This is a genomic window from Methylotuvimicrobium sp. KM1, from assembly GCF_044788715.1.
In the GTDB taxonomy this organism is placed as follows: domain Bacteria; phylum Pseudomonadota; class Gammaproteobacteria; order Methylococcales; family Methylomonadaceae; genus Methylotuvimicrobium.
Genome location: NZ_CP173170.1, coordinates 2,697,091 through 2,711,269, shown reverse-complemented (window position 1 = coordinate 2,711,269; position 14,179 = coordinate 2,697,091). Strand labels below are relative to the sequence as shown.

15 protein-coding genes are annotated in these 14,179 nt (G+C 44.2%); 8 read left to right on the top strand and 7 right to left on the bottom strand.

Annotated elements, in window-relative coordinates; genetic code table 11:
• Position 1: 1 nt before the first annotated feature.
• Positions 2–2,827, bottom strand: coding sequence for a 2-oxoglutarate dehydrogenase E1 component (locus ACINK7_RS11605; protein WP_404355291.1), 2,826 nt, complete (start codon positions 2,825–2,827; stop codon positions 2–4).
• Between the two features lie 153 nt (positions 2,828–2,980).
• On the opposite strand from ACINK7_RS11605, the gene ACINK7_RS11600 reads away from it, so the two are divergent.
• Positions 2,981–3,670, top strand: a complete 690-nt coding sequence (locus tag ACINK7_RS11600; RefSeq protein WP_404355289.1) for a DUF2914 domain-containing protein — start codon at positions 2,981–2,983, stop codon at positions 3,668–3,670.
• A gap of 521 nt (positions 3,671–4,191) precedes the next feature.
• A complete protein-coding gene (locus ACINK7_RS11595) occupies positions 4,192–4,509 on the top strand; it encodes an H-NS histone family protein (RefSeq protein ID WP_341325171.1) in 318 nt (105 codons plus the stop codon).
• A 262-nt stretch (positions 4,510–4,771) separates the two neighbouring features.
• Here the strand turns inward: ACINK7_RS11595 and ACINK7_RS11590 are convergent, their stop codons facing one another.
• Positions 4,772–4,936: a hypothetical protein gene (locus ACINK7_RS11590; RefSeq protein ID WP_017839339.1), complete on the bottom strand. Its 165-nt coding sequence runs from the start codon at positions 4,934–4,936 to the stop codon at positions 4,772–4,774.
• A 460-nt stretch (positions 4,937–5,396) separates the two neighbouring features.
• Between ACINK7_RS11590 and ACINK7_RS11585 the strand changes: the two genes are divergently transcribed.
• The gene (locus ACINK7_RS11585) at positions 5,397–5,750 is read left to right on the top strand and encodes a rhodanese-like domain-containing protein (protein ID WP_404355286.1); all 354 of its coding nucleotides are present in this window, start codon (positions 5,397–5,399) and stop codon (positions 5,748–5,750) included.
• Between the two features lie 69 nt (positions 5,751–5,819).
• Here ACINK7_RS11585 and glp read toward each other — a convergent pair whose 3' ends face one another.
• Together glp and mobB are read right to left on the bottom strand one after the other, a co-directional pair.
• Entirely contained in the window at positions 5,820–7,067 is a 1,248-nt protein-coding gene (gene glp / locus ACINK7_RS11580; RefSeq protein ID WP_404355284.1) for a gephyrin-like molybdotransferase Glp, read from the bottom strand.
• Positions 7,060–7,590: a molybdopterin-guanine dinucleotide biosynthesis protein B gene (gene mobB, locus ACINK7_RS11575; RefSeq protein ID WP_404355283.1), complete on the bottom strand. Its 531-nt coding sequence runs from the start codon at positions 7,588–7,590 to the stop codon at positions 7,060–7,062. The genes glp and mobB overlap by 8 nt, the downstream gene beginning before the upstream one ends.
• Before the next feature lie 106 nt (positions 7,591–7,696).
• Here mobB and ACINK7_RS11570 point away from each other — a divergent pair, with 106 nt between their 5' ends.
• The 3 genes from ACINK7_RS11570 to rpoS are packed head-to-tail and all read left to right on the top strand — an operon-like array spanning position 7,697 to position 10,017.
• Complete coding sequence (locus ACINK7_RS11570; protein WP_404355281.1) at positions 7,697–8,197, top strand: DnaJ domain-containing protein; 501 nt, start codon at positions 7,697–7,699, stop codon at positions 8,195–8,197.
• Positions 8,197–8,988 (top strand): peptidoglycan DD-metalloendopeptidase family protein, encoded by a 792-nt coding sequence (locus ACINK7_RS11565; RefSeq protein ID WP_404355280.1) that lies wholly within the window; start codon positions 8,197–8,199, stop codon positions 8,986–8,988. Before ACINK7_RS11570 ends, ACINK7_RS11565 begins: the two co-directional genes overlap by 1 nt.
• A gap of 45 nt (positions 8,989–9,033) precedes the next feature.
• Positions 9,034–10,017: an RNA polymerase sigma factor RpoS gene (gene rpoS / locus ACINK7_RS11560; RefSeq protein WP_404355278.1), complete on the top strand. Its 984-nt coding sequence runs from the start codon at positions 9,034–9,036 to the stop codon at positions 10,015–10,017.
• A 10-nt stretch (positions 10,018–10,027) separates the two neighbouring features.
• Here the strand turns inward: rpoS and ACINK7_RS11555 are convergent, their stop codons facing one another.
• From ACINK7_RS11555 to ACINK7_RS11545, 3 genes are read right to left on the bottom strand one after another with little or no spacing between them, the layout of a single operon-like run.
• Entirely contained in the window at positions 10,028–10,891 is an 864-nt protein-coding gene (locus ACINK7_RS11555; RefSeq protein WP_404355276.1) for a carbon-nitrogen hydrolase family protein, read from the bottom strand.
• Positions 10,881–11,480 (bottom strand): GNAT family N-acetyltransferase, encoded by a 600-nt coding sequence (locus ACINK7_RS11550; RefSeq protein WP_404355274.1) that lies wholly within the window; start codon positions 11,478–11,480, stop codon positions 10,881–10,883. Before ACINK7_RS11550 ends, ACINK7_RS11555 begins: the two co-directional genes overlap by 11 nt.
• 32 nt (positions 11,481–11,512) lie before the next feature.
• On the bottom strand, positions 11,513–11,878 hold the full coding sequence (locus ACINK7_RS11545) for a VanZ family protein (protein WP_404355273.1): 366 nt from the start codon (positions 11,876–11,878) through the stop codon (positions 11,513–11,515).
• A gap of 18 nt (positions 11,879–11,896) precedes the next feature.
• On the opposite strand from ACINK7_RS11545, the gene ACINK7_RS11540 reads away from it, so the two are divergent.
• Positions 11,897–12,700, top strand: a complete 804-nt coding sequence (locus ACINK7_RS11540; protein ID WP_404355271.1) for a ferritin-like domain-containing protein — start codon at positions 11,897–11,899, stop codon at positions 12,698–12,700.
• A complete protein-coding gene (locus tag ACINK7_RS11535; protein WP_404355269.1) occupies positions 12,660–13,874 on the top strand; it encodes an NnrS family protein in 1,215 nt (404 codons plus the stop codon). The genes ACINK7_RS11540 and ACINK7_RS11535 overlap by 41 nt, the downstream gene beginning before the upstream one ends.
• Positions 13,875–14,179 lie beyond the last annotated feature (305 nt).

Genomic DNA, 14,179 nt, shown 5'->3' with positions numbered 1-14,179 from the left:
GTTATTTTCCTGTGTGTTTTCCAAATAAAGCGGTGTTAACAACTTGTTGCTGTTGTTCAAGATGCTTCTTGAAATTGCCTACGGCGGGCGCTGCGGATGCCGGGCGTCCGGCATATTGCAGATTGATTTCGGTTGCCAACGTATCGACGAAATGGTGTCGGATCTGATACCAAGCACCTTGATTTTTGGGCTCTTCTTGACACCAAATCAAATGTTCCAAATTCGGGAAACGATCGATTTCTTGTTTAAACCGATTATTTGGAAACGGATACAGCTGTTCTATCCTGACAATGGCAACATGGTCGAGTTCGTGCTCCCGTCTGGCTTCCAAAAGATCATAATATACTTTGCCTGAACATAATATCAGACGGGTTACTTTATCCGGTTTAATCAGGTCTATTTCGCTGATAACCGTTTGAAATCGCCCTTTAGTGAGGCATTCCAGTGTCGACACGGCGAGCTTATGACGCAATAAGCTTTTTGGAGTCATGACGATTAACGGTTTACGATAAGGGCGGAGTAATTGCCGGCGAAGTAGATGAAAGATTTGTGCCGGAGTCGTCGGGACGCAAACCTGGATGTTTTGTTCGGCACAAAGCTGAAGATAGCGCTCCAGTCGGGCGGAGGAATGCTCGGGGCCTTGTCCTTCGTAACCGTGGGGCAGCAGCATCACGAGACCGCTCAAACGCCCCCATTTGGTTTCGCCGGAACTAATAAATTGATCGATAACCACTTGGGCTCCATTGGCGAAATCGCCGAACTGTGCTTCCCAAATTACCAGAGTTTCAGGGGCGGTAGTACTGTAGCCGTATTCAAAACCCAATACGCCTGCTTCGGAAAGTAACGAGTCGTAAATGTAAGCTCGGCCTTGTTCGGAATCCAGGTGATTGATCGGCAGGTAGGTTTTGCCGTCAATCTGGTTATGTAAAACGGCATGTCTGTGAAAAAAAGTACCGCGCCCCACATCTTGCCCGGTCAAGCGGACATTGCGTTTTTCCAGCAGCAAGGTTGCATAAGCCATGTTTTCGGCAAATCCCCAGTCCAGCGGTTGAGCGCCGGCGGCCATTTTATTTCGGCTGTCCATGATTTTGGCAACCCTGGGGTGTAATTCGAAACCGGTCGGCAGGCACTGTGACCTTTTATTACAGAACCGGAGTACATCGAGCGATACCGAGGTTTTACAAGAAGCCGTCCACTTAGCGTGATGGTATTTTTCCCATAGCGCCGAGTAGGAATACACCTTGTTACTGAGAACCGGCCTGGAGACTACCATCCCGGCTTCCAGCATCGAAACGTAGTCGTTTTCGATATTTTGATCCTCTTCCTGTGTGATCAATGCTTCGGATATAAGTTTTTGGGTATAGATTTGGCGTGTGGTCGGATGTTTGCGAATTTTTTGATACATCAATGGCTGGGTCGTTGCCGGTTCATCCGCCTCATTGTGACCTAGTCGCCGATAGCATATTAGATCGATGACAACATCCCGGTTGAAAGTCATGCGGAAGTCTAAGGCAAGCTGAGCGACGAACGACACGGCTTCCGGGTCGTCACCATTGACATGGAAGACTGGGATTTGCGCCATGCTGGCAATATCGGTGCAGTAATAAGTCGAACGGGCATCTAGGGGGTTGCTGGTGGTGAATCCAACCTGATTGTTGATGACGACATGAATAGTTCCGCCAGTGGAATAGGCACGGGTTCCCGCCATATTTAAGGTTTCCATGACAACGCCTTGTCCGGAAAAAGCGGCATCGCCGTGGATTAAAATAGGTAGGATGGTATTGAAGCTATTGGGACCGTAACGATCTTGGCGTGCTTTAACCGAGCCTTCGACGACCGGGTTGATGATTTCCAAATGCGATGGATTGAATGCCAACGTGACATGAATGGGTCCTCCGGGAGTGGCGATATCCGAGGAAAAGCCCATGTGATATTTAACGTCGCCGGAATTCATGCCGGGCGTTGAGGTGTGCATCCCTTTGAATTCGTCGAACAAGACGCTCGGGTTTTTTCCCAGGATGTTGACCAGGACATTTAAGCGGCCGCGATGAGCCATGCCGATGACGACCTCTTTGATTTGCTTATCGCCGCCACGCTGTACGATATTATCTAAAAAAGGGATTAGAGACTCGCTGCCTTCCAGAGAAAATCTTTTTTGCCCTACAAATGTACGATGCAAATATTTTTCGATGCCTTCCGCCGCGGTCAACTGCTTGTGGATGGAGAGTTTTTCTTCGGCTGTTAAGTTTGGCTTGGCGCGGGTGCCTTCAAGCCGGTTTTTGATCCAACGTTTGACATCGGTATCCACGATATGCATGTATTCGCTGCCGATGCTTCCGCAATAAATTTCTTTCAATCTACCGAGAATTTCTCTGAGCGGAAGTCTGTCTTCTCCATATAAGGTGCCGGTATCGAATAGCGTATCCATATCGAGTTCGGTCAGTCCGTAATATGCTGGCTCAAGGTCCGGAACGGAAGGAATCGATTTATTCAGTGGATTATTATTGGCAATTTGATGGCCTCTAACCCGGTAATGATTGATAAGTCGCGCGACCGCAGATTGTTTTTTTACGCTTTCTTCGGTAAAGCCTTGCAGCTTAGCCAGACGGCCTTGAGATTGCTGGGCTAGGCTGGCGAATCTGTCAACAATAGGACTATGAATGATCTCCTGTGCCATGCCGTTATGCAGCTTCTTAAATGTGTGTCTCCAACTCGGGTCGACCGAGTCGGGGTTTTGCAGATATTTTTCATATAAGTCTTCGATAAATACGGCGTTTCCGCCATAAAGTGCGGAAGATTCTTGAAATAACTTGAGGAGGTCGCTCATGGATGATTTCCGTTTAATCTGAAGCTGATGCCGATATCTTAGGGGGAAAATGCTATATTACCAAGTAGTAAAGTGCCGTTGTTATAAAAAATCAGCCTACATGACTGATGGTGGCGGCACAAGGTTCTGACTTACGAAGACCGGGAAAAGTTTATGGCAAATGCAAAAAAAATTGTAATCAAAATTAATCGATCCGGAAGCGAACAAAGCAATATGCCGAGAAACTCGGCGTCTTCCGAAATTGTTATTTGGAATGTCAGGCGAATCGTATTGGCTGTGATTATTGCTATTGCATTTATTGTGATTCCTTATTTTTATCTAAGTAATGGATTAGAAGATAAAGTCGACAAAAAAACTGAACAGACTTCGTCTGAAGTAATGGTGAAAGAATCCTCTCTTATTGAAACAAAAGATCAACCGATTTCCGAAAAAAATCATCGGATTAAAGAGGTTATTCCTGAGTTGACAAAAGAAGCTCCAATTGACCGGCGATTTAAGACAATCAATCATTATAAGATTACCCGGGGCTTATTAACTAATGCCATCGTTAATAAAGAACCGGTAAAAGAGTTGATTCCACCCTTCAGTCTCGGAGAAAAAAAGCCAATTCATCTTTATTATTTTACTGAGCTCAAAGATTTGAAAGGCGAATCTTTTTTTCATCAGTGGATTAAAGATGGCGTACTTGTTGGGAAAATACCAATCAATCCGAAAGGCAATCGTTGGAGAGTCTCGACTAATAGAGTATTGACCTATACGGATGCAGGGCATTGGATGGTTCAGTTAATAGATAAGAATGGATTAATTTATAACGAAATTAAATTCGAGGTCATAACTGACTAAGCTATACCCTTTTCTTGTCTGACGAATAAAGCCGAAAATGCATATAGAGATACTGATTTTGCGCTTATGAGGAGGTGGCTCGATTGACAGGGTCGGCGCAGGGATTATGTCAAGCGAGATTACCTAGCCTCTACAAAGCTTACCGTCTCGGGAAGTTATCTTGTGCATATTCCTAATTAAGAATGCAGTTTTTGGAATAAGGCGAGATTATCTGATCAACAGACCAAGTTTGATTTAAAACTCATCAAGCATAATCTCTTTTTTTTGTTAATGCTTTGAGTTGTTGCTCATTTAATGTTTTTTTAGTTACAATTAATAGCTATAATTCCTTGAATAAAGAAAAATCTCTTTTTGGGTCTATTAATCTTTGATCACTGGAAAACCTATTAAAAAAAGCATGATTATTTGTCTCATGTGATTTTTATTAAACCGGCGACTTAAGCATTTGTTATTTTTTAATTGAGTTGCTTTGGGTCCTAATAAAATTAATTGAAACTTTTACATTAAGTGAGAATTTACGTATGACCGATTTTCAGAATCTTTCAGAAGATGAATTGCAGGCAGTTATTTTAAATGCTGAAAAAGCACTTAAAGCTAAGCAAGCAGATAAACGTAAAGAAGTTATGAATCAGATAAAAGAACTTGCCGCCTCGATCAATGTGGCGGTTGAGTTTATTGATGATCAAAAAAAATCCGCTAGAAAAGGCATTAAGGTACCTGTTAAATATCGGCATCCAAACGACCCTAGCAAAACATGGACTGGACGAGGAGTTATGCCTAAATGGCTTCAGACTTTAGTTGAACAAGGTCATGACCGTTCGGAATTCGAAATTGATTAAGTTATTTATAACGTAATCCTATAAAGCCTTGTGTTAAGTTTTTAGCGCTTTTTATGAGGTGGCTGCTAATTAGGATTATTAATAATTGCTAAGCCGGTAGGGGGATTTTGTGGATGTGTAAGGTCCAGAAATAGAAAATATCTATTTGTTGCCGGGAATGATAACGTAATAGCTTAATGAGAAAGAGCTTCCAAGAAGCTAGCCTTGGAAGCTCGAAGGTTAAATGTTGAATTGTCGGTTTTGCATCTATTAGTCATATGTATCACAGACGCTCGCTTTTATTACGTTTGTGGGTTGCGTTAATGTTTCCAGCAATAGCTGCCGTGGCGAATAAAGTAGAAGAGAGTATAAATTCTCCGGAAACAAAACCAAGCACGCCAGTGACAAATACTGCGCCAGTTAAAATGTCTTTTTGAAAATCGCTCATTAGATGAATCCTCGTTTATCTAGTTAAAGGTTTAAATTACGGTTTAACTATACTGAACAGGGTTGATGTAAACAATACCATTAAAAATAGACGGATTGTTTACCAAAGCAGTACTAATGTTTAATGAACTTTTCATACAGGGCGATTATAGTTATCGCAATTGGGTGTTTTTGCACTTTGCTAGTAAAATTTCGGTGCAGGAGAGACGTCTAAGGGCATCGTACCCAGTCATAAGTACCACTTAGTGCTTAGTGTATTTTCGGCATTTTTCGTTTTGTCGGTATGGATTGTCGGTATTCAGGTTACATGAATGTAAAGCTACGCTTGCTTTCCTGGCGCTGTATATATTCGTCAATCCTTCGCGGTGCCCTTAGTTGGCGTTTAAGCCGCGCTCAGTGCTTCGTTGCATTAATCAGAAATTTGATGAGAAGTATAAAAGGCTTACAATGGCGATCGTTTTTTGAATAAAGTTGAAAAATACAAGATAAATATGCCGGTACAACAAATTTCACCCACCGACTTAAATGTTAAGCTGCAAAGCGATACCCCGCCTTTTTTGCTTGATGTAAGGGAACCCTATGAATTTGCTTATGCCCGGATTGCAGGCAGCGTGCTGATTCCGCTACATCAAATTCCCGAACGGTTGGATGAGCTGGATGCAGAGCAGGAAATTGTTGTGATATGTCATCATGGCATACGTAGTCAGCAGGCGGCATCTTTTTTAGAGCACCATTCGTTTCGAAAATTGCTGAACCTACAAGGCGGAATCGATGCATGGTCTTGTGAATGCGACGCCTCGGTACCGAGATATTGATATTTAAGCCAATGCTTACAGTTTTCTGAAATACTTCATGTACTTCATGGTTAAAATGCCGCTTTTAGGTTAATCGATCCAAGTTGATAAAGGCTCGACGACCACTCTATCGCCTTTTTTTATGCCTTGGCAATCGCCGGGAAGTACAATGAAGCAATTTGCGTGACTCATGCTTGATAGTATATGTGATCCTTGTTTTCCCGCCGACCGGACTTGATGCTCGCCGTTATCGGATTGCGATAAAACCCCCCTTATAAACTCAAGTCGACCGGGCGATTTTTTAATCGATTCCTGACAAATGGCAGTTAATTGCAGTGGTTTTTCCGGTGATAATCCAGTCATGAACCGGAGCCCCGGTATGACAATACGCTGAAAAGCTAAAACTACCGAGACCGGATTTCCCGGTAATCCGAAAAGTCGGCAATTGCCGATCGAACCAAACGCAAGCGGTTTTCCGGGTTTAACCGCTATTTTCCAAAGTTCTACCTGTCCGATTGTGTCCAGTATTTCTTGGATAAAGTCAGCTTCGCCAACTGAAGCGCCGCCGGTGGTTATGATCGCATCATGAGTCTCGGCAGCCGCAGTCAATAGGTTTTCGAGCCGGTCCTTATCGTCCTGCACAACGCCCAAATCAGTAGTTGAGAAGGCTTCTTCCTTTAGTAATGCACTCAGCATATAGCGATTACTGTCGTATATATTTCCAGGAGCCAAGGGTTGGCCAAGCGGCGTCAATTCATCACCGGTCGATAGGAAGGCGATTTTAATTTTGCGTTTTATGTTGACTTGATAAATGCCGGCAGAAGCCAGCAAACCAAGGTCGATAGCGGACAGTCGTTTCGGTGCGGTTATCAGGAGAGCATTTTTTGCGATATCCTCTCCGGCAATTCTGACGTGTTGCAAGGCTTGAACCTTGGCCGGAAAATGCACGATTTCGCCGATTCTTTGCACATGCTCTTGCATGACGACGGTATCAAGTGCTTCCGGTACAACTCCGCCGGTAAAAATTCTGACGCATTGCCCGGGTAAAATACTTCCGTCATAGGGACGACCCGCCCATGAAGTACCGATTAGGTTCAAGCTGAACGGATGGTCGGGATTGATATCGGAGCTGGCTAGCGCATATCCATCCATTGAAGCATTATTGTGATAAGGCAGATCGATAGGAGACATGACCGATTCCGCCAAAACTCTGCCTAACGCATCGTGTAAATTAACCTTCTCAGCGTCGATTATCGGTTCTATTGACGATTCGATTCGAGTCAGCGTCTCCTCAAGAGTCAGCAGGCGGTTTTCTGTTTGAATGCAGGCATCAATCATGCTTGCGCTCCAAGAATTGGTTTAAAATGTAGTCGGCTATCATGTTCGGATTGTTTAAGTCGAAACCGAGTAAATGTTTTGGTAATTCGAGCGGGCTATCCGATGCAACGGCGATAATATTAGAGTCGTTCGGGTAGATTAGCGGTTTGTTTAGCGCCGGTCTATGGATTTCGATTTTTGGAAATAATTCAGCCTTGAAGCCTTCGACTAAAATGAGATCCAGGTTGCTTTGATCAATAACTTGTAGCTGGTCGGCTAGCTTAGGTTCTTGTGCCGGTTCGATTTCAGTAATGATTGCGCGCCGGTGTTTTGATGCCAATAGCACGGTTAGGGCCCCCGCCTTGCGCAGTCGATAACTGTCCTTGCCCGGTTGGTCGATCTCAAAATTATGATGGCTGTGTTTGATTAAACCGATTCGTAGCTTATGATTTTTGAGAATGGGTATCAATTGTGTCAATAAGGTAGTCTTACCGGTTCCGCTGAATGCTGCGAAACCGAGAATAGGAATATGAGTTTGTAGCATGGTTGACTAATTACTGTAATCTGGAAAAATTCGGAACTAAGATAGGGTCTTAAGGTTTAATATGCAATTATTTCAATAAGCGGATCATTTTAATCGGAGAGTATTTTTGATTCGGATCTATTTGGCGATATTGGCGCTAGCGGTCTTTTTTTGGTTATTACGCGGGTTTTTAAGCCGTCCACCTGAAGTTGTGGCTCGTTATATAAAACTGATAATCGCCGTTTTCATCGGATTGGTTCTGCTATATCTTGGCGCGACAGGAAAGCTTAATTGGTTGATAGCATTTTTGGGTATCTTGGTTGCTGTCTTGACTAGGTTTGTTCCCGCTTTGCTGTACTATGCCCCAGCATTACAGAAACTTTGGTTTATGTTTAAATCGGGCAAGCAAAGCAGCGAAGGACGCCGTTATTCGAGCTCTAGCAATGCCGCGATGTCGGTTGAAGAAGCTTACGAGATTTTAGGATTAAAACAAGGGGCAACTCGTCAGGATATTATTGCCGCGCATAGAAAGTTAATGCAAAAACTACACCCGGATCGGGGGGGCTCGGGTTATTTGTCGTCTAAGATCAATCAAGCAAAAGATTTATTATTAAAGTATGTAGCCTAATGTTTTTATTTAAATTAGTTGCACGTCTCGATTGCTGGGTATTGATGCTTGCCGGGGTTGCTGTTTCTTGTGGGCAGGTCGTTTTACCGGATTCGGAAGTTGCGACGACCCCCTCCATATCAAGGCCCCAACCGACTAAAGCAACGATTGACTCCGCTTATTATATCGTCCAACCAGGAGATACGCTTTATTCAATCGGGTTTCGATCGGGACATGGTTATCAGGTGCTTGCTGCCTGGAACGGGATTAAACCGCCTTACAAAATATTGGTCGGTCAGACGCTCAAAATGTTTGATTCAGGTCCCGAAAAACCTACTGTCGTCAAACCATCAAATGACCCGGGAAGCTTAGTGCGGGCCCCAGTTAAAAAGAGAAATTCGTCACAAAAAAAATCAATAGTTTCAAATGATAAGAAAAAACTGTTAAAGTTGCACTGGCAGTGGCCGATTACCGGAAAAGTACTAAAAAACTTTTCTCAATCCGGAAGAAAAGGAATAGATATCTCAGGTCGTTTAGGTCAGTCGGTTAAGGCGACGGAAACAGGTAAAGTCGTTTATAGCGGTACAGGTTTAATCGGCTATGGAAATCTACTCATCGTTAAACATAATGAAATGTACATGAGTGCTTATGCCAATAACAGTCTATTGCTGGTCGAAGAGGGAGAATATGTGGAAAAAGGCCAAAAAATAGCTGAATTAGGTAAATCAGCGTCGGGGCAAGCCGCGCTGCATTTCGAAATAAGAAAAAACGGAAATCCGGTAAATCCACTCGAGTATTTGCCGAAAAATTGACGAAACCACTTCGGCAATAGCCGATTAACCTGGGGGTTAATAATAATGAAAGAAGAATTCGTTGAGGTTACTTCCATTAAACCGCACGGTGCGCTCTCAGATGATCTCGTTTTCGAAGATGAAGATGATCAAAGTTTGTGTCTCGAGGAAGTGTCTGTTATAGAAGATGTAGTCGTTGACGATTCCCAGAATGATTATACATTCGATGCAACACGTTTTTATTTGAATGAACTGGGTCGATCGAAATTACTGACTGCCGATCAAGAAAAAATGTACGGCAAAAGGGTTTTACGGGGCGATGAAGAGGCTCGTAAAATCATGATCGAAAGCAACCTTCGGCTAGTCGTAAAAATTTCTCGCCGTTATTTAAATCGAGGCTTGCCTTTACTGGATCTGATCGAAGAAGGCAATCTCGGCTTGATTAGGGCGGTTGAAAAATTCGATCCCGAGCGAGGATTCAGGTTTTCGACTTACGCCACTTGGTGGATAAGACAAACCATTGAAAGAGCGATCATGAATCAGACTCGTACGATTAGGCTTCCGATCCATATTGTTAAAGAGATGAACGTTTATCTCAAAGCGCAAAGACAATTAGCGCAAATTCTTGATCATGAGCCGAATGCCGAAGATATCGCCCGTCATCTTGATAAGCCAGTCAAAACCGTCGAAAAAATGCTTAAATTAAACGAGCGCGTTAGCTCCGTGGATGTTCCGGCCGGAAAGGATTTTGATAAGCCGTTGGTTGAATCGATTTCTGATGAATGGAGCATGTCTCCAACCGAAACCCTGCAAGAAGAAGGTATCAAGGATAATGTCACGAACTGGATCTATCAGCTTTCGGAAAAGCAACGCGAAGTCATTTGTCGGCGCTATGGGTTGTGCGGTCATGAGTCAGCGACTCTGGAACAAGTTGCTCAAGAGCTGGGGGTCACCCGGGAAAGAGTCAGGCAGATTCAGATGGACGGTTTAAAAAGACTCAAAGAAATATTGGAATTCGGCGGCTATTCCTTTGAGTCTATTTTTCACTAATAGGTTTGATTTAAATGAATCTTTCTTGCAAAGGCCAATCTCTGTAATTAAAGACTTGGCCTTCTGCACGGACTTTTGCAATCCCGGTCAATGAAATATCGGCATAGACCCATTGCGTGGCATTCAATTCACCGATCGCCGCAATACCGTTGTCTGGAAACCCTCGATCGACAGGCGTATAAATCGCTGCAGCCCCCACATTGACATCGACCGCCTCTGACCATGGAGCGTTGCCGACTGTCGGCGACTGTACGACAAAGCATTGATTTTCCAAGGCTCTTGCCTGGCAGCCGATTCTCACACGATGATAACCCGCCACGGTATCGGTACAACTCGGTACCAAAATCAGGTTTGCGCCGGCTTCAACTTGTTTTCTGGCCAGCAGCGGAAATTCGCTGTCATAGCAAACATTGATCGCGATCTTGCCGTAGTCGGTGTCGAAACATTTTAATGCTTCACCGCTTTTGATCAACCACTGCTCGTTTTCGAAGCGTGTCATCTGCAATTTATCCTGAAAATCGTAGCGACCATCGGGCCAGAATAAATATGCGCGGTTCCGATAGTCTCCGTTTTCGATTTTGACTGGAAACGTTCCAGCCTGGATATAGCAAGAATATTGCTGTGCCAGCGATCGGTATAAGTCGACATAAGCGTCATGCAGGCTTTGTATGGCATCCAGTTGTTTTTCCAACGACTTGTATATTTCTTCCGAAAAAAGCGAAGCTAATTCCATGCTGCCGTATTCCGGAAATACTAAAATTTTTGCGCCTTCATCGGCGGCTTCCCGAACCCAGCGTTCGATTTTGCTTTGATAATTGGCCCAGGTTTCGAGAAAGCCGATATCGTATTGCGCAGCCGCTATTTTAATCGTCATGTTTCAACCAGAATGTCATCAGCTTAGGGGTTTCGGTTTCATCGTCCAGGTCTTTCCAAGTATAAGTTGTTTGTAGCTCCGGGTGCTTAACATAGCCGCGCTTGTTCCAGAACTTGTCGAGCGGGACGTAATCGGCGGGGCGGCGGGGATGGTTGTTGGGGCGCTCGACACAACAAAAACAAATATGTTTGAAACCGCCCAGATCACTGGCATGCGCTTCGCGTTGTTCGAAAAATTTGACGCCGATGCCGAGGCCTCGATAATTTTTATTCAAAACCGACTCGCCGCAATAAAAAATTTCATCCGGATTATAGCCGTGCTCGATAAAAGGCTTTTTGACTTCGTCGGTTTCATATTTCATGGGAATCGCGGTTGATGCGCCGATGATTTTATCGCCGTCGAATGCCAATACGATCACGCTTTCCGGGCAATCGATATAGGTTTGCAAATATTTCTTCTCATAGTCGTAATCGCCATCGTAAAGATAGGGAAAATCATGAAAGACTTCGATACGAAGGCGAGCAAGGTCGGAGATGTATTTCTCCAAATCTTTTCCGCTCCATCTTTCAATGCGTATGTTGTTAGACATCGTGTTAACCTGCTTTTAAAAAAACGGATATTTTAACGGAAGCGACTGCGGGATGTGAATTGATACAGAATGAATAGTGCAATTGCGGCGCCTAACGTATCGGCAAGCCAATCGAGAACATCCGAAGAACGTCCGTCGACGAAAGATTGGTGCCATTCGTCGCTGATTCCGTATATGCTGCAGAATAAAAGGCTCACAACAGCCAAGTGCCGAGGAGTCGAAATAAAGTGTGTTAATAAACGCCAGGTGAAAAAAGCCAGAATAAAATAGGCGCCGGCATGATACAGTTTGTCTTGATGCTCGAACCACATTGGCGCAGGCAGGGAAGGTTGATGCGATAGCCAAAAAATAAAGCCGCAGTACAAAGCCAAGAGTAAAAAATCCCTAAATTTAGTCATCGTTTGAATTCCTTGGTAATGAAAAACATATTTCGAACAGCCGAAAACTGCTTGTTCCATGCCTCGATTCCGGAAAAGTTGTCGCAAACTCACCAGGCTTGGCAATTTTGCAAAGACGGCTTACTCAGTTATGAATCGATAGACAAGCCTAAACCTATAAATGCCACGCAATTTCCCGATAAGCCGCTATGGTTGCCGCCGAAACAGATGCCGCGACGGCAATTGACGACTCCGGAAGGCCTTGCGGCATTTTTTCATGCCTTGGCGCATATCGAGTTCGTTGCAATTTATTTGGCCTGGGATATTATTTATCGATTTCGCGGCTTGCCTAACGAATTTTATCGGGATTGGCTACGCGTAGCCGATGAAGAGGCGCAACATTTTACGTTATTAAGCAACCATCTTGCGACACTCGGTTGCGATTATGGCGATTTGCCGGCACATGGCGGTTTATGGGATCATGCTCAAGATACCCATAGCGATTTATTGGCAAGATTGGCTATTGTGCCGCGCTGCTTAGAAGCGCGCGGCCTGGATGTAACGCCGGCGATGATCGAAAAACTTGAAGCGCTGGGTCATACTCAAGGCGTGACGATTTTAACCCGAATTTTGAATGATGAAGTCGGTCATGTGCAATTAGGTTCGAAATGGTTGGAATATCAGTGCCGCCAACAATCGCTCGACCCTAGTGAAACCTATAAAAAACTTATCAATCATTACTTCAAAGGCAAACCGAAAGGCCCATTTAATCGCGAAATGCGTATAATCGCAGGCTTCTCGGATGCTGAACTGGATTGGCTGGAATATGAACAAAAACAATAGTAATTCGACGCCTGTATTTGATTACCCGGTCTTTGGTTTGGGATTCAGGCCATTTTTTATATTGGCCGGTTTATTCGCGTTATTGCTGATTTTGTTATGGAATGCCATCTATAAAGGCGAGTTGTCGGTTCAAAATTATTATGCACCGAATATCTGGCATGCGCATGAAATGCTGGTTGGTTATTCGGTGGCTGTCATTGCCGGCTTTTTGTTAACTGCCGTGAAAAATTGGACCGGACAGGCAACGGCCAGCGGTGATCGTTTGGCCGGACTTTGTTTGCTTTGGTTGTACGGCCGAATTTTGCCTTTTTATGCCGAGTTATTACCGGATTTTTTGATCGCGTTGACCGATTTTGCATTTTTACCGGTGTTGGCTTATTCGGTCAGTCAACCGATTATGCGATCAGGTCATAACAAGAGTTTGGTTTTCATAGTCTTATTGGCGTTGATGACGGCGGCTAATGCTTTAGTTCATCTTGAAATGCTTGATATTTATGAAAGTACGGCGATGCTGGGGCTTAATATGCTTTTGGCTATTATCATCGTGATGATTTTGGTCGTTGCCGGACGTGTTTTTCCTTTTTTTACCGAACGCGGTTTAAAGGGCGTTATCGCGATTCGCAATCCGCTTTTAGATGTCTTGTCGATTGTTTCTGCCGCCTCGGTTTTCTTGTTGCAAATGGCCGGTATATCCGGGCACATTCTTGCTGTGAGTGCGATTGCCGCTTTGGTAGTCAATCTTGTGCGTATTGCCGGTTGGCATGTGCGGCAAGTTTGGTATGTGCCGTTGTTATGGATATTATATATCGGTTACGGATGGATCATTTTGGGGTTCGGCTTAACTGTTTTGGCGGCTTATGCAATAATTTCCTATTCTTTGGTTTTGCATGCGTTTACGCTGGGGGGAATCGGTGTATTGACCTTGGGCATGATGGTCAGAGTGTCACTGGGGCATACGGGGCGAGTTATGAAGGTTTCGAATATTATCGTCATCGCTTTTGTTCTATTGAATTTATCTGCTTTCGTTAGGGTTATTCTTCCCGCTTTGTTACCTACTTGGTATGGTCAGTTTGTTTATATTTCGACACTGGCTTGGCTGGCGGCCTTTGCCTTGTTTGTGTTTGTATACGCGCCAATTTTATTGGCACCTAGAATCGACGGCAAACCCGACTAGCTAAGGATTTCGTGATACTTCCTTTTGATTGAAAAACCGTCTAAGAATAAAAGGTATGGGATGTATCTATCGAGGAACGCCGTAAACCCAGCACCTAAATTATCCTAGATAGCTAATCATAGCCAATGAACTATGGATTTAGGTGCTGGGTAAACCCGTCCATGGGGGCTTGACGGCAGCGCTCCCTGCTGCCGACATCCTCGCTAGCCACACCCCCATACCTTCATAAAGTTAGCTAATTTTTGAGTATACCTTTCGCACTTCAAATTTCGGCAGTGTCTTAGGAGGCGCCGGGGTGCTCGGCA